Origin of the sequence: Methylobacterium komagatae, from assembly GCF_042661665.1 — a bacterium.
GTDB lineage: Bacteria > Pseudomonadota > Alphaproteobacteria > Rhizobiales > Beijerinckiaceae > Methylobacterium > Methylobacterium komagatae.
Genome location: NZ_JBHSWN010000001.1, coordinates 4,796,983 through 4,817,500, shown reverse-complemented (window position 1 = coordinate 4,817,500; position 20,518 = coordinate 4,796,983). Strand labels below are relative to the sequence as shown.

General features: G+C 68.4%; 17 protein-coding genes and 2 pseudogenes (1 of these 19 cut by a window edge). 13 read left to right on the top strand and 6 right to left on the bottom strand.

Annotated elements, in window-relative coordinates; all coding sequences use genetic code 11:
- A protein-coding gene (locus tag ACFQE0_RS23765) for a TetR/AcrR family transcriptional regulator (protein ID WP_378974039.1) crosses the window boundary here: on the bottom strand, positions 1-165 show its beginning. The gene continues 468 nt to the left of window position 1, outside the view; 165 of the gene's 633 nt are visible here — the first part of the coding sequence; its start codon is at positions 163-165; its stop codon lies off the left edge, out of view.
- 96 nt (positions 166-261) lie between these two features.
- Between ACFQE0_RS23765 and ACFQE0_RS23760 the strand changes: the two genes are divergently transcribed.
- On the top strand, positions 262-2,973 hold the full coding sequence (locus tag ACFQE0_RS23760; protein ID WP_378974037.1) for a DUF2339 domain-containing protein: 2,712 nt from the start codon (positions 262-264) through the stop codon (positions 2,971-2,973).
- Positions 2,974-2,977: 4 nt separating this feature from the next.
- On the opposite strand, the gene ACFQE0_RS23755 is transcribed toward ACFQE0_RS23760, so the two are convergent.
- Both ACFQE0_RS23755 and bhcR read right to left on the bottom strand, forming a co-directional pair.
- Positions 2,978-3,643: a TenA family protein gene (locus tag ACFQE0_RS23755; protein ID WP_378974035.1), complete on the bottom strand. Its 666-nt coding sequence runs from the start codon at positions 3,641-3,643 to the stop codon at positions 2,978-2,980.
- A 19-nt stretch (positions 3,644-3,662) separates the two neighbouring features.
- On the bottom strand, positions 3,663-4,478 hold the full coding sequence (gene bhcR / locus ACFQE0_RS23750) for an HTH-type transcriptional regulator BhcR (RefSeq protein ID WP_378974032.1): 816 nt from the start codon (positions 4,476-4,478) through the stop codon (positions 3,663-3,665).
- Positions 4,479-4,670: 192 nt separating this feature from the next.
- Here bhcR and bhcA point away from each other — a divergent pair, with 192 nt between their 5' ends.
- The 4 genes and pseudogenes from bhcA to bhcD all read left to right on the top strand — a co-directional run bounded on the left by bhcA (position 4,671) and on the right by bhcD (position 8,969).
- A complete protein-coding gene (gene bhcA / locus ACFQE0_RS23745; RefSeq protein WP_378974029.1) occupies positions 4,671-5,861 on the top strand; it encodes an L-aspartate--glyoxylate aminotransferase BhcA in 1,191 nt (396 codons plus the stop codon).
- Positions 5,862-5,872: 11 nt separating this feature from the next.
- A complete protein-coding gene (gene bhcB, locus ACFQE0_RS23740) occupies positions 5,873-6,820 on the top strand; it encodes a beta-hydroxyaspartate dehydratase BhcB (protein WP_378974026.1) in 948 nt (315 codons plus the stop codon).
- A 13-nt stretch (positions 6,821-6,833) separates the two neighbouring features.
- Positions 6,834-7,997, top strand: a complete 1,164-nt coding sequence (bhcC, locus tag ACFQE0_RS23735; protein ID WP_378974024.1) for a 3-hydroxy-D-aspartate aldolase BhcC — start codon at positions 6,834-6,836, stop codon at positions 7,995-7,997.
- Positions 7,998-8,004: 7 nt separating this feature from the next.
- Positions 8,005-8,969, top strand: a pseudogene (bhcD, locus tag ACFQE0_RS23730) (iminosuccinate reductase BhcD).
- 111 nt (positions 8,970-9,080) lie between these two features.
- Here bhcD and ACFQE0_RS23725 read toward each other — a convergent pair.
- The gene (locus ACFQE0_RS23725) at positions 9,081-10,436 is read right to left on the bottom strand and encodes an 8-oxoguanine deaminase (RefSeq protein ID WP_378974021.1); all 1,356 of its coding nucleotides are present in this window, start codon (positions 10,434-10,436) and stop codon (positions 9,081-9,083) included.
- A 449-nt stretch (positions 10,437-10,885) separates the two neighbouring features.
- Between ACFQE0_RS23725 and ACFQE0_RS23720 the strand changes: the two genes are divergently transcribed.
- From ACFQE0_RS23720 to ACFQE0_RS23690, 7 genes are all read left to right on the top strand, one after another.
- The gene (locus ACFQE0_RS23720) at positions 10,886-12,277 is read left to right on the top strand and encodes a nucleobase:cation symporter-2 family protein (RefSeq protein ID WP_378974019.1); all 1,392 of its coding nucleotides are present in this window, start codon (positions 10,886-10,888) and stop codon (positions 12,275-12,277) included.
- 11 nt (positions 12,278-12,288) lie between these two features.
- Positions 12,289-14,355, top strand: a complete 2,067-nt coding sequence (locus tag ACFQE0_RS23715; protein WP_378974017.1) for a xanthine dehydrogenase family protein molybdopterin-binding subunit — start codon at positions 12,289-12,291, stop codon at positions 14,353-14,355.
- A 109-nt stretch (positions 14,356-14,464) separates the two neighbouring features.
- Complete coding sequence (locus tag ACFQE0_RS23710; protein ID WP_378974014.1) at positions 14,465-15,124, top strand: molybdopterin cofactor-binding domain-containing protein; 660 nt, start codon at positions 14,465-14,467, stop codon at positions 15,122-15,124.
- The gene (locus ACFQE0_RS23705) at positions 15,121-15,666 is read left to right on the top strand and encodes a (2Fe-2S)-binding protein (protein WP_378974012.1); all 546 of its coding nucleotides are present in this window, start codon (positions 15,121-15,123) and stop codon (positions 15,664-15,666) included. Before ACFQE0_RS23710 ends, ACFQE0_RS23705 begins: the two co-directional genes overlap by 4 nt.
- 8 nt (positions 15,667-15,674) lie before the next feature.
- Complete coding sequence (locus tag ACFQE0_RS23700; RefSeq protein ID WP_378974009.1) at positions 15,675-15,986, top strand: hypothetical protein; 312 nt, start codon at positions 15,675-15,677, stop codon at positions 15,984-15,986.
- A gap of 77 nt (positions 15,987-16,063) precedes the next feature.
- Positions 16,064-16,993, top strand: coding sequence for a c-type cytochrome (locus ACFQE0_RS23695; RefSeq protein WP_378974007.1), 930 nt, complete (start codon positions 16,064-16,066; stop codon positions 16,991-16,993).
- A gap of 26 nt (positions 16,994-17,019) precedes the next feature.
- Positions 17,020-18,030, top strand: a complete 1,011-nt coding sequence (locus tag ACFQE0_RS23690; RefSeq protein WP_378974004.1) for a hypothetical protein — start codon at positions 17,020-17,022, stop codon at positions 18,028-18,030.
- Positions 18,031-18,106: 76 nt separating this feature from the next.
- Here the strand turns inward: ACFQE0_RS23690 and ACFQE0_RS23685 are convergent, their stop codons facing one another.
- Together ACFQE0_RS23685 and ACFQE0_RS23680 are read right to left on the bottom strand one after the other, a co-directional pair.
- A complete protein-coding gene (locus ACFQE0_RS23685) occupies positions 18,107-18,607 on the bottom strand; it encodes an ureidoglycolate lyase (RefSeq protein WP_378975662.1) in 501 nt (166 codons plus the stop codon).
- A gap of 21 nt (positions 18,608-18,628) precedes the next feature.
- Positions 18,629-19,444: pseudogene (locus ACFQE0_RS23680) on the bottom strand (bifunctional allantoicase/(S)-ureidoglycine aminohydrolase); the annotation flags it as partial.
- Positions 19,445-19,586: 142 nt separating this feature from the next.
- Here ACFQE0_RS23680 and ACFQE0_RS23675 point away from each other — a divergent pair.
- A complete protein-coding gene (locus tag ACFQE0_RS23675) occupies positions 19,587-20,516 on the top strand; it encodes a LysR family transcriptional regulator (protein WP_378974001.1) in 930 nt (309 codons plus the stop codon).
- Positions 20,517-20,518 lie beyond the last annotated feature (2 nt).

Sequence of the window (20,518 nt, the reverse complement as noted above, 5' to 3'; positions counted from 1 at the left end):
GACTGCCGTCCCCGCCCGCTCCGCGACGCTGCGAGCGGTCAGAGCCGCCGATCCGCCATCTCGAAGGATGGCAAAGGCGGCGTCGATGAGGGCTTGGCGATCCGCATTCCTGTCGGCCTGCGCCTTACGTGGACGGCCTTTCCCATTTTTATGAGCGACGTTCATTTTCGCACTTGCGACTCACGGCCGGAGCCTTCTACGAGTTAAATGAACGCTGTTCAAGGCGAGGAGCCGACAAGCTCTCGCGCAGGAGCCGGCCTCATGTTCGACAGCCTCATTCAGTTCGTGATGCTTATCCTCCTGCTGGTCGCATTGAAGCGCCTGGGCAGGATCGAGCGCCAAGTGAATGCCCTCGGCCAGGGTGTCGCCAGCGAGGCTGCGCCGGTAATGGAGGCTTTGACCCCGGAAAGCACGGCAACTCCACAATCGGAGATCGTGCCGGCCCCTCTTCCGCCGATCCGCGAACCTTCGGATTCTGAGCCCGAAGTGGGTCTGGCCGAACCGCCGGCTGCCCCGGCTCCCCCGCCGGCCGGTCATGCGCGCGTCGATTTCGAATTACGGTTCGGCCGCCGCTGGGCCGCCTTGCTCGGTGGCGGGATCGTCGCCTTCGGCCTCGCACTCCTGGTGCGCCACTCGATCCAGCAGGGTTACTTCCCGCCCTCGGTTCGCTTGGCCGTTGCAGCACTGCTCGCCCTCATTCTCTGCGCGGGCGCGGAGTACTTCCGGCGCCGCAGGACCTTCGAATTACCGGCCGATGCGGGCGCTTTCCGCCGGATCGCGGATATCCCCTCGGTGCTGCTGGGGACAGGACTGAGCGGCGTGTTCGCCGTCGCCTATGCCGCTCATGCCGTCTACGGCTACCTCTCCTCGCCCACGGCCTTCGCTATCATGGCCGTCACCGCTCTGGCCGGGATCGGTGTGTCGCTGATCTACGGGCCCGCCCTCGCGGTGATCGGATATCTCGCGGCCCTCGCCGTGCCGTTCCTGATCGTGGGAGACGGCCTCGTCACGGGCGCCGCCTATGTCGCCCTCGTCGGCGTGGCCGGCTATGCCGCCGCGTGGCGCGGTGGCTGGAAGCGGCTCGAGAACCCCGCCGGTCTGATCCTGCTCGGATGGGCAGCCCTGCTCTGGCCCGCGACGCTCCTTCCCCTCGCGCTCGTGGCGCTGCCCGGCGCGGCCCTTGCGATTGCCATCACGGTGATGCGTCTTCGCCCCCGCGAAGCCTGGGCGAGCGACCGGCTGAGTGGGCAGGCGTGCCTCGCCCTGGCGATTGCGGGAGGGCAGGGGCTCCTGCTGGCGACCCATGTCGTGCGGACGCCGAGCGTCTTCGTCTTTCAGCCGGTGGCGACCGGCCTCGGTCTCACGATCCTGCTTGCCTGCCTCGCTATCGCAGCGACGATGACGCGAACGCGCGTTGTGGCGCCGCTCATTGCGAGCCTCATCGTCGGGCTCGTGGCAGCCCTGTGCGGCCTATCCGTTCGCGACGACACGATCACTCCTGTTGTCATCGGCCTTTCGCCGGATCGGGTCGGCTGGATCGTCGCAATTCTGTCGGTGGCCGCTCTCGCCATCGCGGCTGTGGCGATGCGGCGTTCGAAACGCGTCGCGACCACCGCCTTTATCGGCACGGTCTCTGCCGCCATCCTCCTTCCCGCAGCCGATATCTCGCTTCATCAGGCGGGCGGGCTCGAAGGAGCCATTCTCGCCGGGCTCGCCTGTGCGCAGGGAACCGGGCTCCTTGCGATCGCCCGGCCCCGGCATGGGACGATCCCGGGGGACCGCGCTTTCGCCTCGTCGATCGTCGCTTCCCTTGGCCTCGGTCTTCTCGGCCTCGCGCTGGTCGTATCCGGCCTGGGGGGTGGCTCCTTGGTCACGCTGGTGCTGGCCCTCATCGCGGCGGGGGCGGGCGCCCTGGCGATCCTCTGGCGCATGCCGCTCTTCGCCTCCGTGGCCGGGCTCGCCTCGGTGCCGGTGATCCTCCACGCAGGGCTGAACGCGGTGCGGACGCTCGATGTGGCCCATCACGAGGGCACGACGGCCCTGTGGCCGATCCTGCAGGATACGCTCCTGCCGGGGATCGTGCTTCTCGGCACGGCCGCGCTGATGAACCGGCAGCCCGGACCGGCTGCGATCCGCAGGGCCGACCGGCGTTGGCTCTTGGTCCTGAAGGCGGATGTCGCGGCCGCCGGAACGGGCCTGCCGATGAGCCTCGTCCTGACGGCCATCGCCGCGGGCGGGCTGCTGCTGGGCGCCGCCGTGGCGACGGTGCGCGCCGTGACCTTCGGTGATGCCTATGCGCCTCTGTCGGCGCCGGGGGATATCGGCCTTCTCTGCCTGTTCCTGTTGTCCGGAGCCGCAGCCTCTCTGCGCCTGCGCCGTGCCTCCGGAATGGCGGGCTTCTCGATACTCGCCGCGAGCCTCTCGCGCTTCGCGGTGGCGGCCTGCGCCGGGGCAATCCTCGCCAATCCCTTCGTCACGGAGGATCCGGTCGGTGTGATGCCGGGGCTGAACCTACTCGTGCTGGCCTATCTCCTCCCGGCCCTCGCCGCATGGCGCCTCGCCCGCGAGGCGGCGGCCATGCCGTTCGGAACCGTGGATCCGCGGCTGCGCGGCAGGGCGGGCGGCATGGCGGTGGCGGGGCTCCTCGCCTACGCGACCTGTACGGTGTCGCAGGCCTTCCAGGGTCCGGTGCTCTCGCTCGATGGGATCACGGAGAACGAGTTGTGGATGCACACCCTCGTCTGGCTGGTGCTCGGCACGGCGATCCTCGGCTACGGCCTGCGCACGGGGGCGCGGGTGGCGCGGCTCACGGCGCTCGGCATCGTCGCTGCGGTCGCGGCGAAGGTGACCCTGCTCGATCTCGCGCATCTGACCGGCGCGGCCCGCGCCCTGTCGGTCATCGCGCTCGGGCTCGTCCTGCTCGGGATCGGCATGGTCTACCAGCGTCTCGCGGCACGGGACGCACGGGCATGACGGGTCAGGCCTTCGCCGCGTCGAGGCCCATCTGCCAGAAATCCGCTTCGAGGCGCGAGGCGGCGGCGAAGGTCGCGACGAGGTCCGGGAACCGGGCCTCCGTGAGCGTCCGCGCGGCGAGGTCGTCCAGATGCGCCCGGGCGCGGCCCGCCACACCCTGGTAGCCCTCGCCCGCATAATCGGCGACCCACTCGCGGTAGGGGTGGTCGCCGAGCGCCTCGGGACCCTGCGGCGCGAGAGCCTTGCCGATCACGGCATAACCCACGACGCAGGGGGCGAGCGCAACGTGCAGGTCGAGCAGGTCGCCCGCCGCGCCCTGGTCCAGCACGAAGCGGGTATAGGCCACCGTTGCCGGATGCTCCCGCGTGGCGGCGAGGGCCTCGACACCGATCCCCCAGCGGGCGCAGAGACGGACATGAAGTTCCGTCTCGTCCAGGATGGAGGCGAGGCCCGCCTGCGCGGCTCGGATGTCGCCCGGCGTCCGGCTCTTGTAGGCGGCGAGCGCATAGGCCCGCGCGAACTGGATCAGGAACAGGTAGTCCTGCACGAGGTAAGCGCGGAAGGCCGCCTCGGGCAGCGTGCCGTCGCCGAGTTGGCGCACGAAGGGATGGTCGACGTAGCGCGTCCAGTCCTCGGCGGCCGACGACCGCAAGCGTTCGAAGACATCCATTGTCGTGGCTCCTTTGTCCTTAGGCGGTCGTCGCGCCGAGGAGGCGCGATACGGTGGCCGCGCCCTTGCGGACGCGCTCACCGATTTCCTTGAGTTTTTCGTCCGAGAGCCGGTGCGTCGGGCCCGAGACGGAGATTCCCGCGATGGCCTCGCCGTGGAAGTTGAGGATCGGAGCGGCGACGCAGCGCATCCCGATGGTCCGCTCCTCGTCGTCGATGGCATAGCCCCTGTGGCGGGTGGCCTCGATATCCTCCCGCAATTGCTCCAGCGAGCCGATGGTCTTGTCCGTGAAGCGCGCGAAGGTCTTGCCCCGGAACAGGCGTTCGGTCCGGTCCGGCTCGTAGGTGGCGAGCAGCGCCTTACCGATGCCGGAGGCATGGAGCGGCGAGAGAGAGCCAGGCGGGAAGAAGGCGCGGATCGTCTCGTGCGTCTCGACTTGGCTGACGAAGAGAACGCTTCCCTCCTTCTCGACGCCGAGATTGGAGGTTTCGCCCGTCTCCTGCATCAGCGTCCACATCATCGGGCGGCTGCGCTCGACAACGTTGTGGCGGCGCAGAAAGGCCGAACCAAGCCGGTAGGCCTCCGCACCCACATGCCATTCCTGCTTGTCGGCGCTGATCTCGACGAAGGCCCGCCGTTCCAGGGTCGCGAGCACCCGGTGCATCGTCGCGACCGACTGCCCGAGCTTACCCGCGAGTTCCGATAGGGTGAGCCCGTCGCTCTCCGCCAGCACGTCGAGCACATCAAGAGCACGGTCGAGGGCCTGGATCGTCTCCGTGGGCTTGGCACCGCCGAACCCCTTCGGGCGGCCGCGCCGCCGGTTCCCCGAATCCATCGCGCCCTCGCCTTCGCCACCGCCCCATCCGCGAAGTAGAGTGAAAAAATTTTTCGTTCAACGGAAAAATCTAACCACCTGACTAATTAGGCTTTTCGCCGGCCACGTCCAAAATGAAAAACTTTTTCAAAAAAATATCAATGGCGAGGAAGCGGTGCTATTGTCCTGCGTATTGGAGGAGGACGCCCGCCGATGTTTGCACAGAATCCCGTTTTCATTCCCGGACCGACCAATATGCCGGAAGTGCTTCGGCGGGCGGCAGACATGCCGACCCTCGATCACCGGTCGCCGTACTTCGCTCAGATCCTTCATCCGGCGCTTGCGGGCGTGAAGAAGGTGTTGAAGAGCGAGACAGCTGAGGTCTTCATCTTTCCTTCGACTGCGACGGGCGGATGGGAGACGGCTCTTTCGAACACGCTGAGCGTGGGTGATGCCGTCCTGGCCTCGCGCTATGGCATGTTCAGCCATCGCTGGATCGACATGGCCCGCCGCCATGGACTCGATGTCCGCGTGATCGAGGCTCCCTGGGGCCAGGGTCTTCCGGCCGATCGCTTCGCCGAGGCTCTATCGGCGGACAAGGCGCACCGCATCAAGGCGGTGCTCGTCACTCACAACGAGACCGCGACCGGGGTGAAGTCCGATGTCGCCGCCGTGCGCCGTGCCCTGGACGCGACGGGCCATCCCGCGCTGTTGCTCGTTGATGGCGTCAGCTCGATCGCCTCCATGGATTTCCGCATGGACGAATGGGGCGTCGATGTCGCCGTCACCGGGTCGCAGAAGGGCTTCATGCTGCCGGCGGGCCTCGCCATCACTGCCTTCTCGCCAAAGGCGATGGACGCCACGGCGACCGCCACCCTGCCGCGGACCTATTTCGACATCCGCGACATGGCGAAGGGTTACGCGAATGGCGCCTATCCCTACACGCCGTCGGTCGGCCTACTGAACGGCCTCAAGCTCTCGACGGAACTGCTTCTGGCCGAAGGACTCGATGCCGTCTTCGCCCGGCACCGCCGCATCGCGGACGGCATCCGCGCCGCGGTCTCGGCCTGGGGCCTCGAACTCTGCGCCGCGCGACCCGAGCTTTACTCGGACACGGTGAGCGCGATCCGCACGCCGGAAGGCTTCGATGCCACGCAGATCGTCACCCATGCCGCGCGGCAATACGATGTCGCCTTCGGCGTCGGCCTGGGCGAGGTCGCGGGCAAGGTGTTCCGCATCGGCCATCTGGGCAGCCTCACGGACGTGATGGCCCTGTCGGGGATCGCGGCAGCGGAGATGGCCATGGCTGATTGCGGCCTGCGCATCGAATTGGGATCCGGCGTCGCGGCGGCTCAGGCCGTCTATCGCGGCGCGGCAGGGACCCGCCTGCGCGCGGCGGCCTGAGGGAGGGAGCCATGATCACCCCCACCCTGGAAGACGTGCTCGCCGCGCATGAGCGCATCCGGCCGCACATTCATCAGACCCCGGTTCTGACCTCGCGGATCATCGACGAAGCGGCGGGTGCGCAGCTATTCTTCAAGTGCGAGAACCTGCAGAAAGCCGGGGCCTTCAAAGCACGGGGCGCCTCGAACGCGGTCTTCAGCCTCACCGAGGCGCAGGCCGCGCGGGGCGTGGCGACCCACTCCTCCGGCAATCACGGCACCTGCCTGTCCTACGCCGCAAGCCGCCGTGGCATACCCTGCACGGTGGTGATGCCGCGCACCGCCCCCCAGGCCAAGAAGGATGCCGTGCGCGGCTATGGCGGGCGGGTGGTGGAATGCGAGCCGTCCACCTCCTCCCGCGAGGCGGTGTTCGCGGAGGTGGTCGCCGAGACCGGTGCCGAGTTCGTGCATCCCTACAACGATCCCCGCGTCATCGCGGGTCAGGCGACCTGCGCCCGCGAACTGATCGAGCAGGTCGAGGATCTCGACGCGGTGATCGCCCCGATCGGCGGTGGCGGCATGGTGTCGGGCACCTGCCTCACGCTCGCCGGGCTCGCCCCGCACATCGCGGTCTATGCCGCCGAGCCCGAGCAGGCGGACGACGCCCACCGCAGCCTGAAGGCCGGGCACATCATCGCCGACGACGCGCCGGTGACCGTGGCGGACGGGTTGAAGGTGCCGCTGAAGGACCTGACGTGGCACTTCGTTCGCCACCATGTCGAGGATATCCTGACGGTCTCGGAGGTCGAGATCGTCGCGGCGATGCGGCTGATCTGGAAGCGGCTGAAGATCGTCATGGAGCCGTCGAGCGCCGTGGCGCTGGCGGCCGTGCTCAGAAACCGCCCCGTCTTCGAAGGCAAGCGGGTGGGCGTGATCATCACGGGGGGCAATGTCGATCTCGACAAGCTGCCTTGGCAATAGGGGAGAGAAACCGATGAACGCACATACCCCGATCGCCGACCTGGAAGTCGGCTTCGACGTGCCCGCCCTGCCGGGCATGCGCGAGGACGAGATCCAGACGCCCTGCCTGATCCTCGATCTCGACGCTCTGGAAGCCAATGTCCGCAAGATGGGCGACTACGCCAAGGCGCACGGGATGCGCCACCGCGCCCACGGCAAGATGCACAAGTCGGTCGATGTCCTGAAGCTCCAGCAGGACCTCGGCGGCGCCTGCGGCGTCTGCTGCCAGAAGGTCTCGGAGGCGGAGGTCTTCGCTCGCGCCGGGATCAAGGACATCCTCGTCTCGAACCAAGTGCGCGATCCGGCCAAGATCGACCGTCTCGCCAAGCTGCCGCGCTTCGGCGCCCGCATCATCGTCTGCCTCGACGACGTGGCGAACGTCGCCGACCTGTCGGCGGCGGCACACAAGCACGGCACGCAGCTCGATTGCTTCGTGGAGATCGATTGCGGCGCCGGGCGCTGCGGCGTGAAGACCACGCCCGACGTGGTGGCCATCGCCAAGGCGGTCGATGCCGCGCCGAACCTGCGCTTTGCCGGCATCCAGGCCTATCAGGGCGCCATGCAGCACATCGACGGGTTCGAGGAGCGGCGCGCCAAGCTCGATGCGGCGATCGCCCAGGTCCGCGACGCGGTCGAGGCGCTGAAGCGCGAGGGGCTTGAGCCAGAACTGGTCAGCGGCGGCGGCACAGGCAGCTACTATTTCGAGAGCGAATCCGGCCTCTACAACGAGCTGCAATGCGGCAGCTACGCTTTCATGGATGCCGATTACGGCCGCATCCTCGATCGCGAAGGCCACCGCATCGATGCGGGCGAATGGAAGAACGCCCTGTTTATCCTCACCAGCGTCATGAGCCACGCCAAGGCCGACAAGGCGATCTGCGACGCGGGCCTCAAGGCGCAGTCGGTCGATTCCGGCCTGCCCTTCATCTTCGGCAGAACCGACGTGAAGTACATCAAGTGCTCCGACGAGCACGGGGTGATCGACGATCCGGAGGGCAAGCTGAAGGTCAACGACAAGCTGCGCCTCGTGCCCGGCCATTGCGACCCGACCTGCAACGTCCACGATTGGTATGTCGGCGTGCGCAACGGCGTGGTCGAGACGCTGTGGCCGGTCTCGGCGCGCGGCAAGGCGTATTGAGGTCGCCATGATCATCGTCCCTGAAAACCGGATCGACGGGCTCCTCACGGAAGCGGATTGCTTCACGGCGGTGGAGAAGGTCTTCGCCTCCATGGCGCGGCGTACGGCGGGGAACTTCCCCGTGGTGCGCGAGGCCATCGGCCATGCCGATGCGCTCTACGGCTTCAAATCCGGCTTCGACCGGGAAAGCCTCGCCCTCGGCCTCAAAGCCGGCGGCTTCTGGCCCGGCAACGCCGCCAAGGGCCTGACCAACCACCAATCGACCGTGTTTCTGTTCGATGCCGATACCGGCCGCTGCCGGGCCGTGGTGGGGGGCAATCTCCTCACCGCGCTCCGCACGGCGGCGGCCTCGGCAATCTCGATCAAGCATCTCGCCCGCAAGGATGCGCGGGTGCTCGGCATGATCGGCGCGGGCCACCAATCGGCCTTCCAGCTTCGCGCCGCCCTGGCACAACGTCCTTTCGAGCGGGTGCTGGCATGGAACCTCCACCCCGGCATGTTCGGGCGCATGGAGGCGGTGGCGCGCGAGCACGGCGTGCCGTTCGAGGTGGCTGGCTCGATCGTCTCGGCGCCGAAGCGGACGCGATCGTGACGATCACCTCGTCCTTCGCGCCGATCCTGAAGGCGTCCCACGTCAAGCCGGGCACGCATATCGCGTGCATGGGCACCGACACGAAGGGCAAGCAGGAGGTCGAGGCCGAACTGCTCGCCGCCGCGACGGTCTTCACGGACGAGGTCGCGCAATCGGTGAGCATCGGCGAGGCGCAGCACGCCATCGGCCGGGGGCTCCTCACCGAGGGCGCCATCGTGGAGATCGGCGCGGTGATCAACGGCGACCATCCCGGCCGGACGTCGGACGAGGAGATCACCCTGTTCGACGGCACCGGCGTCGGCCTTCAGGACCTCGCCGTAGCCTCGGCCGCCGTGGATCTCGCGGTGGCCAAGGGGCTGGCGGTCGAGGTGGAGTTCTAGAACGCGACCGTAAGGGAGGATGAGGCTTCTGGCCCCATCGCTCCCGCCGTCATTTCGGGCTCTCGCCTTTGGCGAGCCCCGGAATGACGGTGAGGCAAGGCGACCTCTGTCCTACTCCCCCCGCACCAAGGCCGCCGCCAGGGCATTGTGCCGGGCCGCGAGAGCCCCGGTGTCGAGGGTAGTCAACCGCCCCTCGCGCACCACGACCTTGCCGTTGATGATGCTCCACGACACCTTCTGCGGCGCGCAGAAGGTGAGGGCGGCGACGGGATCGTGCAGCGCCCCCGCCATCTCCAGTCCCCGCAGGTCGAAGGCGACGATGTCGGCCGCCATGCCGGGGCTAAGCGCGCCGATATCGTCGCGGTTCAGCACCTTCGCGCCGCCGAGCGTAGCGATCTCCAGCGCCTCCCGCGCCGTCATGGCGGCGGGGCCGAAGCCGACGCGGGCGAGCAGCATGGCCTGACGCGCCTCGCCGAGCATGTGCGAGCCGTCGTTGGAGGCCGAGCCGTCCACGCCGAGCCCGACGGACACCCCCTCGCAGCGCATCTGCCGGATGGGCGCGATTCCGGAGGCGAGCCGCATGTTCGAGCAGGGGCAGTGCGCGACACCCGTGCCCGTGCGGCCGAACAGGGCGATGCCGGCCGTATCGAGCTTCACGCAGTGGGCGTGCCAGACATCCGGCCCGGTCCAGCCGAGATCGGCAGCGTATTCCGCCGGAGTCATCCCGAACTTTTCGAGGCTGTAGCTGACGTCGTTGTCGTTCTCCGCGAGATGCGTGTGGAGCGAGACGCCGTGTTGGCGCGCCAGCAAAGCCGCATCGCGCATCAGGCCCCGGCTCACCGAGAAGGGCGAGCAGGGCGCCACCACGATGCGGCGCATGGCGAAGCGGGACGGGTCGTGCCACCGCTCGATCAGCCTCTGCGTCTCCTTGAGAATCGCTCCCTCGTTCTCGACCACCGAGTCCGGCGGCAGGCCGCCATCGCTCTCACCCACGCTCATCGCCCCGCGGGCGGCGTGGAAGCGCATCCCGATCTCGTCGGCTCCCTCGATCGAATCGTCGAGGCGGCACCCGTTCGGGTAGATGTAGAGGTGATCGCTCGACGTGGTGCAGCCTGAGAGGATCAGCTCCGCCATCGCGGTCTGCGTCGAGACGCGGACCATTTCGGGCGTCAGGCGTGCCCAGATCGGGTAGAGCGCCTTCAGCCAGCCGAACAGTTCGGCATCCTGCGCGGCGGGCACCGCGCGGGTGAGCGTCTGGTACATGTGGTGGTGGGTGTTCACGAGGCCGGGCATCACTGCGTGGCCGCGCATGTCGAGCACGGTGTCGGCCTGGGCCGGCACCTCGTCCGCCGGGCCGACGGCAACGATGCGGTTGTCTTCGACATAGACCGAGCCGCCGGGGATCTCCCGGCGCGTCGCATCCATCGTGACCAGGATGTCGGCGTTCTTCAAAAGCAGGGAGGTCATCGCATCACTCCGGGCGCGCCACGGAGCGGTGCCGCATGGGCCGCGCCGCTCCCCCACGGCCAGATGCTACCCCCTCGGCAGCAGGAACGCCGTGACGGGCGCGCCATTCGGGGGCCGTCAGCTCCACGCATCATACGGCAGCTTCATCCGGCGACCTTGGCGAATTTTCGCAAAGTGCTTCCGAAATTCGCCCATGGCATTCCTGGCCAGCCATGCAAGGTTTGAGAGCCAGCCAAGTAGGCGGCGCATGACCCTGGGGCGAGAGCCGAGGGCCACCCCTTCCCGCCCGAGGCGAGGAAGGGGCTGCACGGCTCCCCAAGCGACCAACCCCAACCCCCCGCCCCAAGGCGGCACGGACCCGGAAGAGGCCCGGCCGAAAACGGCGGATCCCTGACGACACCATCACGGGACGACGCCTCGACAGGTCCCGGCTGGCGGAGGACACGCTCATGACAGCGCAGGACAGGATTCCCCGCGAGGTGGACGCGGTCGACGCGATCCCACCCCTTCCGAAGCTGCTCGCCTACGGCATGCAGCACGTGCTCGTGATGAGCGCCGGCGCGGTGGCGCCCCCGTTGATTCTCGGCGCGGCGATGAACCTGCCCGCCGAGACCGTCGCCTACCTGATCAATTGCGATCTCCTCGTGACGGGCATCGCGATCCTCATCCAGTCCCTCGGCTTCGGGATGTTCGGCGTCCGCCTCCCCGTCATCATGGGCGTCAGCTTCGCGGCGGTCGGCCCGATGGTGGCGATGGCGCAGGACCCGACGATCGGCCTGCCCGGCATCTTCGGCGCGACCATCGGCGCGGGTCTCTTCGGCCTGCTGCTGCGTCCGTTCTTCTCGAAGCTCGCGAACTTCTTCCCGCCTCTCGTCACCGGCACGGTGATCCTGATCATCGGCGTCACGCTGCTGCCGGTCGGGATCAACTGGGCGGGCGGCGGCTTCGGCGCCCCGGATTTCGGCGCGCCGGTCCATCTCGGCGTCGCGGCCTTCGTGCTGGCGGTGATCCTCGTGATCAGCCGCTTCGCCACCGGGTTCCTCGCCAATGTCGCGGTGCTGATCGGCCTCGTCGCGGGCCTGTGCATCGCCTGGCCGCTCGGCCTGTTCCGGCTCGACGGACTCGCCGACCGTCCGCTCCTCGCCCTCGTCACCCCGTTCCATTTCGGCTGGCCGACCTTCCACCTCACGGCGGTGGCGGCCATGTGCATCGTGATGATGGTCACGCTGGTCGAGTCGACGGGCATGTTCCTCGCGGTCGGCGACATCGTCGGGCGTCCGGTCGACAAGCGTACCCTGACGCGCGGCCTGATGGCGGATTCACTCTCCACCCTGATCGCGGGCTGCCTCAATACCTTCCCGCACACCTCGTTTTCCCAGAACGTGGGCCTTGTGAACATGACGCGGGTGCGCAGCCGCTACGTCACGGTCGCGGCCGGCTTCATCATCCTCGCCATCAGCCTGTTCCCGAAGGTCGCCTTCGTGGTCGCCTCGATCCCGCCCGCCGTACTGGGCGGCGCCGGCATCGTCATCTTCGGGATGGTCGCGGCGGCGGGCCTCAAGATCGTCGGCGGATCCGATCTCGGGGACCGGCGCAACCAGATCGTCGTGGCGGTGAGCATCGGCCTCAGCCTCATTCCGATGGCCGCGCCCAAGCTCTTCGCCGCCACCGCCCCCGATTGGGCCGGGCCGATCCTGCACAGCGGCATCACGCTGGGTGCCATCGGCGCCATCGTCCTGAACCTGCTCCTGAACTCCGACCGCCTCGGCGCCGGAGCCGAGCATCACGCGGCCGATCACGGCCACGCCTTCCCGCCCGAGGCGGCCCTGGACCGGGCCTGAGGGGACACGCCATGCCCGCCGATCACACCAAGGCGCTCTCGCGGCGCAATTTCCTGAAAGCCGGTGCGGCGGCGGGCGTCGCCGTGAAGGTCTCCTTCCTGGAGGCCCCGGCCAAGGCTCAGCTCGCGCAGACCGCCCTGTCGGCCGGCTCCTGCTGGACCGCCCCCGGCAAGCCCCGCATCCGCCTCGACGCGGTCGCCAAGGTCACGGGAGCCAAGACCTTTTCCCGGGACTACCGCTCCCGCGATCTCGCCGGATGGCCCGAGCAGCAGGCGCACGCCTTCCTGATCGCGGCGACCAGCGCGGACCGCCGCTTCTCCGGCCTCGATCTGTCGCGCCTCCCGGACTCGCTCCAGCCGGACCGCATCGTCCGGCACGAGGATCTGGTAGCCGACAAGGTCACGGTGCCCCATGCCGACTTTTTCGGCGACTGGTTCCTCGTGCCCCAAGGCCAGACCCCGCGCCTGCTCGGCCAGCCGGTCGCGATCCTGATCTACAACGACTTCCCCCGCTTCAACGCGGCCAAGCGTGCGCTGCGCTTCGCCGACGACGTGGTGCAATACGGCGAGAAGACCGGCCCCAAGCCTCCGGCTCATTACGGCGCCTCGCGCTGGGTGCGGATCGAGGGGGATACGCCCGACGCACCCGATCGCTTTTCGCCCTACGAGCATTCGCCGATCTTCGCGGGCTTCTCCGGTGACGAGCCCGCTTGGCCCGCCCCCGGCCAGGACGGCCTGTTCCCGAAGGGCATGGAAGCCGCCGCAGCGATCGCCGCCGAGATCGACGGCGCGGGCGAGGACGCCCTGGTGATGCGCCGGACCTACCAGTCGCAATCGACCGACGCCTCGGCCATGGAAGCCGATAACGGCAACGTCTGGTACGATCCGGCGACCGGCACGCTGCGCCTGATGATGGCGACGCAATCGCCCTACGACGTCGCCGAGGCCGCTGCCGAACTCGTCTCGAAATCCCGGTACCCGCTGAAGGAAGTCGATCTCAAGGTCGGCTATACGGTCGGTTACGGGACGAAGGACCACCACATCTTCCCATTCCTCTGCGTGGTCGCCGCCCTCTATGGCTCCGGGCGCCCGGTACGGCTCGCCAACGACCGGTTCGAGCAGTTTCAGAACGGCCTGAAGCGCCATGCCTTCCGCATGGACACCACCTTGCTCGTGGACAAGGCGACCGGCCGCTTCCGCGCGATGACCGGCCGCTATGCCTGCGATGGCGGCGGGCGCCCGAATTACTCGGTCGCGGTCTCCTTCGTCGGCGCCACCGCCGCCCAGTCGATCTACTACCTGCCGAAGAGCGACTTCCAGGCCATCGCGCTCGCCTCGCGGGCCGTCGAGGCGGGCTCGACCCGCGGTTTCGGCACGCTCCAGACCATGTCGGCCACTGAGATGCTGGTCGATGAGGCCGCCGCTCTGCTCAAGATCGACGCCATCGAATTGCGCCTGCGCAACGTGATGCGCACCGGCCAGCGCAATAGTCAGGGCGCTGTTCCGGCGGGGGCGCTACGCAACGAAGAGATCCTGAACAAGGCCGCCGCCCATCCGCTCTGGCGGGAGCGCGAGGCACGGAAGGTGGCCTACGAGGCCGCCCATCCCGGCCACCGCTACGGCGTCGGCTTCGCCCAGGTGCACAAGGATTACGGCACCGGAGCCGAGGCGGCCGTCGCCTCCCTCGAACTCGACGGCCAGGGCCGCCTGCGGCTGCGCCATGTCGCCCACGAGATGGGCCCGGGGGTCACCACCTCGCAGGCCGCGATGGTGGGCGAAATCCTCGGCCGGGTGCCGTCCGAGACCGAGTTCGGCGTGGTGCGCTGGCCCGAAATGCCGCTTCACACCACGGACCAGCCCTACACGACGCCGCAAGCCGAAGAGGATCGGCGGGCGCAGGACCCCCGCTGGACGCCGCGCTTCACCTCTCCCATGAGCGCGACGAACTCGGCCTATTACCTCGGCCATGCCACGCGAACGGCGGCGAAGTTCCTCGTCGATCACGCGATCTGGCCCGCCGCGCGCTCCTCTGGGCGCGCGGCGGCAAGGGCGGCGCGCTGGCCTCGTACAACGAGCTGACCCGTGACACCCTGCGGCTCGCGGACGGCCAGGTGATGGGGGCGGGCTCGCGACCCTGTCGCTCGAGGAGGTCGCGGCCGAGGCGCACCGGCTCGGTCTGCCGGTCGGCGTGACCCTCCACACCTTCAACCGCTGGCAATGGGCCGAAGCCGATTTCGACCTGCCCAGTGCGGGGCGGACGCGGTTGCCCATCGATGCCCTGTCGCTGCGCTACGGCGCGGGCGCGAGCCCCGATCGCCGTGCCCTGATGGACCTCGCGGGCTGGCACTTCCTGCCCCGGATGGCGGCCCATTACCCGCCGACCCAGCGCAACAATGTCGGCACGACCTACTACTCGCCCATGGCGACGCTCGCCGAGGTCGCGGTCGATACCGGAAGCGGCGAGGTGACGATCCTCTCGCACCATTCGATCCTCGAATGCGGCCGCCAGATCGTCCCCGCCCTGGTCTCGGGACAGGTGCAGGGTGGGCTCGCCATGGGGATCGGCCACGCCCTCAAGGAGGTGCTGCCCCTCTACGAGGACGGCCCCGGCGACGGCACGTGGAACTGGAACCGCTACGAGTTGCCCCGCGCCCGCGACGTGGCCCCCTGGAACCAGACGGTGGAGATCCTGCCACCGCTCTCCGAGACCGATCCGCCCAAGGGCATCGCGGAGGTCGTGATGATCGCGGTCGTCCCGGCACTCGCCAACGCCGTGGCCCACGCCATCGGCCACCGCTTCCACGAACTCCCCATCCGGCCCGAGCGCATCCGCGAGGCACTGGCATGAGCAACGCCATCGAAATCCGCGATCTGACGCTGCGCGTGAACGGCGAGAGGGTCGGCCCCATCCCCGTCCCGGTCGGAACGAGCCTCCTCGACGTCCTGCACGAATGGCTGGGACTCACCGGCAGCCGCATGGGCTGCGGTCAGGGCATCTGCCACGCCTGCACGGTGATGGTGGAGGAAGAGGCGGGCCCGCGCGAGATGCGCACCTGCATCACCGGCGCCCATTGGTTCGAGGGGCGCAGTGTCCGCACCGTCGAGGGCCACGCCAAGACCGAGGCGGACGGCACGGTGGTGCTGTCGCCGGTCCAGAAGGCCTTCGTCGAGAACTTCGCCTTCCAGTGCGGCTACTGCACACCGGGCTTCGTGACCGGGGCGAGCGTTCTCATCGAGAAGCTCAAGCGGAAGCCCATCCACCGGGAGGATGTCGAGCGCGTCGTCACCGACGCCCTCGACCCGCATATCTGTCGCTGCACGGGTTATGTCCGCTACCACCAGGCCGTGCGCGACCTCGTGCTGGCGACCCCCGGCCTGACGATCGCCTGAGAGCCGCCATGGCCATCTTGTCCCTCTCCACGCCGGCCCGGCGCATTGGTGCCGTGCTTGCCGCGAGCGCCCTGGTTGCGGGCGGCCTCCTCGCTTCGGGTATCCTCGAACGCAGCGCCGTGGCGCAGGACGTCGAGGCGCCTCTGAGCCAGGATGCGATGAAGGCCCTGGCGCCACGCGGCGCCAAGGTCGCGGCGGCGGCCGATTGCTTCGCCTGCCACACCGCGCGCGGCGGTGCGCCCTGGGCGGGCGGTCTGCCGCTCGAGACCCCGTTCGGGATCATCCACGCCACCAACATCTCCCCGAGCCCGAGGGGATAGGCGGGTATAGCCGCGCCGACTTCCACCGGGCGCTGCGCGACGGGATCGCGCCGGGCGGGCGGCACCTCTATCCGGCCATGCCCTACACCTCCTACCGGGGCCTCTCGACGGAGGATGTGGACGCGCTCTACGCCTACCTGATGACCCGCACGCCCATGGCGGTGGCGAACAAGGCGAACACGCTCGGCTTCCCCTTCGATCAGCGCTGGACGCTGGCGGCCTGGAACGTCCTGAGCCTGCTCGCAAAGGTGGCTGAGCCCGATCCGAACCGGTCGGACGTGTGGAATCGCGGACGCTATGTCGCCGAGGCCCTCGGCCATTGCGGCGAGTGCCATACGCCCCGCAACCTGATCCAGGCGATGCGCGCTGACGCCAGCTATCGCGGCGCGACGATCGAGGGAGTCGAGGCGCCGGACATCACGCCGGACGGCCTGCGCCGGATGGGATTCGACCCGCACGGGCTCGCGCAGTTCATGCGGCTCGGCCTGTCGGCCCAGGGCGGGGCGACACACCAGATGTTCGACGTGGTGCATTTCTCGACGCAGCACATGGATGAGGCGGACCTGACCGCCCTGTCGGCCTATCTCTTCGATCGCGACGCCCTGCCGAGCGAGCCGGAGAAGCCGGTCGCACCGACGCCCGTCGCGGTTCCGCAGGCCGTGGCGTCCCGCGCCCAGGCGACCTATGCCGGGCTCTGCGCCGGATGCCATGGGCAGGCGGGGGAGGGTATTCCCCACGTCTCCGTGCCCCTTCGGACCAACGCGCTGATGCGCGTGGCGAGCGGCAGCGGGCTCGTGCGAGCGACCCTGCACGGGCTGCCCGCGCAACGCTTCCCCGGCAACGAGCGGATGGAGGCCATGCCGCCCTTCGCGAACCTTCTCGATGACACGGCGCTCGCGGAGCTCGGAACGTGGATGCGGGCCGAGTGGGGCGGGCAGAGCGCGCCGGTCTCCGCGGAAGAGGTGGCGCGCCAGCGCGCGGGGTTAAGGGCCGACGCTTCGAAGTGAAGGCGGCCGGTGGAATGGGGGCGACAATGAAGTTGGTTCGTCGATGGGTGGCGGCTCTGGTGCCGCTCGGAATGTCCTACGCGGTCCACGCGACCGAGATCGGAGCGTCTTCCACGGCGCCGGTCACCCCGGCGGAGAAGCCGGTCGATGCGCCGTTCTTCCTCTTCGCGGATACGCAGATCAGCTACCGCTACCAGTTCCCCACCGTCTCGCCGGGCGTCCAGATCCAGCGGGCCGATGGCAGCTTCGTCTCCCGCGAGGCACCCAAGCAGATCCTCAACATCTCCCACGCCGACGCCTGGGCCTACGGCACCAACTTCTTCTCCCTCGACATCCTCAAGTCCGGCTCGCAGTTTCCCGCAGGCACGACCAATCCCCCCGGAACGATCGCCAACCCGTTCTTCGCCGATTACGGCAACACCGAAGCCTACGGCCTGTATCGCGGCACGCTCAGCCTCAACGCCCTGTCCGGCACCAAGGCCTTCACCATCCCCGGCCTCGTCAAGGACGTGTCCCTGGCCTTCGGCTTCGACGCCAACTCGCAGAACGACGCCTTCGGCTCGAAGAAACGCGACGTGGTCGGCGGCCTGAACTTCGCCTTCGACGTGCCCGCCGGGTTCCTCAACCTCTCCGTCCACGCCTACAAGGAGTGGAACCGCAACGGCTTCAACGTCCAGCCCGATCGCGACCAGAGCTTCGACACGGTGCCCGAGTTCGAGGTGGTCTACAGCTTCCCGCTGACCTTCACCGGCCTGCCGCTCAGCATCACGGGCTTCAACAACATCGTCCTGCCCAAGGGCCGAGGCGTGCAGAACGTGGCGGCCTTCCCGTTCAACCCGCCGCGCGGCCTGGAATTCCTGTCGCGGACCAACCTCGTCCTCGACCTCGGCAAGCTCGTCTACGACCAGCCCAACCGGGTCGATGTGTTCATCGGCTTCCAGTACTGGCTGAACAAGTTCGGCAACGTCGAGACCGCAAACTTCAAGGGCACGGAAGAGAAGAGCTTCCTCGCCGGTGTCGCCTTCCACGTGTTCTGATGGCCGATCGTCATTGCGAGCACACGCGAAGCGATCACCCGGGATTACTTCGCTGCACTCGCAATGACGGCAGCTATCACTCTGGCAGCGAGACCGTCCAAGGCTCGTCGTAGGTGAACTCTTCCAGGTTCACGCCGCCTCCGGCGCGGTCCACGACGACGAAGTTCTGCGCCTGTCCGAACGGCGTCAGCACGCCGTGCCACGTATTGGGGGCGTAACAGACGCCCTGCCACGGCGCCGTGAGGAACGCCTGCGGGCGGCCCGGCCGCCCCTCCTCGTCAAGGCACGTGATCACGAGGAACGGCGCCGCGCTCATGGGGATGAAGGCCTGGCTGCCGAAGGGATGCCGCTCCACCAGGGAGAAGACCAGCGGGACGGGATAAGGCTCGGCCTCCACGAGGCCGACCACCGCACGGGCCTCCTCGCCGGAGACGAGGATCTCGGCGAGGTCATGGAAGCGGCGCGCCTTGCCCGCGTTCATCGGGCGCGGCGAAACGGTTTTCGTGTCGATGACCGTTCCGAAGGGCGCGAAGCTTTCGGCAGTCAGGGGCCGCGCGGTCAGCAGACGATCACTCAACGAACACCTCCCCTGGACGCGCAGCGCAGGATGCCGGTTAACGTCCTTATAGAGCAGATACCGGAACGGGCCGGGGCCGCCCGCGTAGCAGGCCTGAGGGCAGAAGGCGCGCAGCCACATGAAGTCGCCCGCTTCGACCTCGACCCAGTCGCGGTTCAGCCGGTACACGGCCTTGCCCTCCAGCACGAACAGGCCGTGCTCCATCACGTGGGTCTCCTCGAAGGGGATCGAGGCGCCGGGGCGCAGCGTCACGATGTTCACGTGCATGTCGTGGCGCAGATCGTCCGGCGAGACGAAGCGCGTCGTCGCCCAGGCGCCGCCCGTACCAACCATGCCCAGGGGCTCGACCGCCGATTCATGGGTGACGAAGGTGGTCGGCGCCTCAAGGCCCTGCACCGGTTCGAACGCCTTGCGCACCCAGTGGAAGCGCAGGGCCGCGCCGCCGTCATTGCGCAGCGTCCAGGCCGTGCCGGGGGCGAGATAGGCATAGCTGCCCGCCCGCAGCGGATGTGTCCCCCCATCGGCCGTGAGGGTGCCCTGTCCCTCGACCACGAACACCACGCCCTCGGCCTGGGGATCCGGCTCCGGCCGGTCACTCCCGCCACCGGGGGCAACCTCCATCAGGTATTGCGCGAAGGTCTCGGAGAAGCCCGAGAGCGGGCGCGACAGGATCCACGCCTTGGTGCCGGTCCAGAAGGGCAGGGCGCTGGTGACGATGTCGCTCATCACCCCGTGCGGGATCACGGCATAGGCTTCCGTGAACACGGCGCGGCCGGTCATCAACTGGGTCTGGCCGGGGAGGCCGCCGCTCGGCGGATTATAGGGGGAATGCGCCATGGTCCGATCCGTCGAAGGTTGGTCCGCCCGCTTGAGGCAAGGTCGAACGGGTGCTGACAGGACCGCAGCTTAGCGGCGTAAACCGCAGGATGTGCGGGGAAATTTCGTTGACAGTTTCAAACGCCTTCTGAAGATCCTGCCTATGATCTCGCTCGAGAGCATCCGCATCTTCATGCGCTCGGCCGAGAGCGGCAGCTTCTCGGCAGCGGGACGCTCATTGAGGCTCTCGCCCTCGGTGATCAGCTACCGCATCCAGACGCTGGAAGAGCATCTCGGCTGCCTCCTGCTCACCCGCACGACCCGGCGCATGAGCCTGACCGAGGCCGGCCGCATCTTCTACGATCGCTGCCTCGACATCACGGCGGCCGTCGAACAGGCGGAAAAGAGCGTGGAGACGGCGGGTGCGGCCCCGCGCGGCGTCCTGAAGGTCACGGCGCCGATCGGCCTCGGCCGCCGGGTGGTGGCGCCGCTCGTTCCGCTCTTCCGCGAGCGGCATGGGGAGACGGATGTCCGCCTGCGCCTGTCCGAGCATCTGCTCGACCTCGTGCAGGAGGCGGTCGACGTGGCGATCCGCCTGTCGCAGATGCGCGATTCCACCTTCACCCTGCGGAAGGTGGCCGAGATCGAGCGCATCCTCTGCGCGGCGCCGTCCTACCTCGATCGCAATCCGGCGCCCGCCGAGCCGTCGGATCTGCTGCAGCACGATTGTTTGTTGCTGCGCTTCCCCGGCTCCGAGCAATTCCGCTGGACGCTGGTCGATGGCGACGAGACCGTGACGCTGCCGATCTCGGGCCATATCGACGCCGATGACGGCGACACCCTTACCGAATGGGCGCTGGCGGGAGAGGGCATCGTGATGAAGCCGCTCTTCGAGGTCGCAGCCCACATCGCGGAGGGGCGCCTCGTCCCGGTGCTCGAAGGGACACCCCCAACCTCCGCGACGCTCGGCTTGCTCTACCCCTCGCGCAAGATGCTGTCCGCGCGGACCAAGACCTTCGTGGACATGACGCATGAGGCCTTGCGCGCCCATGTCACCGGCGAGCTCGCGCGCGTGGGCAAGCGACCGGCCTGAGC

What these genes read in the sequence shown, in the direction of transcription:
- ACFQE0_RS23700 (WP_378974009.1), top strand. Translation starts at nt 15,675, where the DNA reads ATGGCCATCTTGTCCCTCTCCACGCCGGCCCGGCGCATTGGTGCCGTG.
- ACFQE0_RS23760 (WP_378974037.1), top strand. Translation starts at nt 262, where the DNA reads ATGTTCGACAGCCTCATTCAGTTCGTGATGCTTATCCTCCTGCTGGTC.
- ACFQE0_RS23715 (WP_378974017.1), top strand. Translation starts at nt 12,289, where the DNA reads ATGCCCGCCGATCACACCAAGGCGCTCTCGCGGCGCAATTTCCTGAAA.
- ACFQE0_RS23725 (WP_378974021.1), bottom strand. Translation starts at nt 10,436, where the DNA reads ATGACCTCCCTGCTTTTGAAGAACGCCGACATCCTGGTCACGATGGAT.
- bhcC (WP_378974024.1), top strand. Translation starts at nt 6,834, where the DNA reads ATGAACGCACATACCCCGATCGCCGACCTGGAAGTCGGCTTCGACGTG.
- ACFQE0_RS23720 (WP_378974019.1), top strand. Translation starts at nt 10,886, where the DNA reads ATGACAGCGCAGGACAGGATTCCCCGCGAGGTGGACGCGGTCGACGCG.
- bhcB (WP_378974026.1), top strand. Translation starts at nt 5,873, where the DNA reads ATGATCACCCCCACCCTGGAAGACGTGCTCGCCGCGCATGAGCGCATC.
- ACFQE0_RS23695 (WP_378974007.1), top strand. Translation starts at nt 16,064, where the DNA reads ATGCCCTACACCTCCTACCGGGGCCTCTCGACGGAGGATGTGGACGCG.
- ACFQE0_RS23675 (WP_378974001.1), top strand. Translation starts at nt 19,587, where the DNA reads ATGATCTCGCTCGAGAGCATCCGCATCTTCATGCGCTCGGCCGAGAGC.
- ACFQE0_RS23755 (WP_378974035.1), bottom strand. Translation starts at nt 3,643, where the DNA reads ATGGATGTCTTCGAACGCTTGCGGTCGTCGGCCGCCGAGGACTGGACG.
- bhcR (WP_378974032.1), bottom strand. Translation starts at nt 4,478, where the DNA reads ATGGATTCGGGGAACCGGCGGCGCGGCCGCCCGAAGGGGTTCGGCGGT.
- ACFQE0_RS23705 (WP_378974012.1), top strand. Translation starts at nt 15,121, where the DNA reads ATGAGCAACGCCATCGAAATCCGCGATCTGACGCTGCGCGTGAACGGC.
- bhcA (WP_378974029.1), top strand. Translation starts at nt 4,671, where the DNA reads ATGTTTGCACAGAATCCCGTTTTCATTCCCGGACCGACCAATATGCCG.
- ACFQE0_RS23690 (WP_378974004.1), top strand. Translation starts at nt 17,020, where the DNA reads ATGAAGTTGGTTCGTCGATGGGTGGCGGCTCTGGTGCCGCTCGGAATG.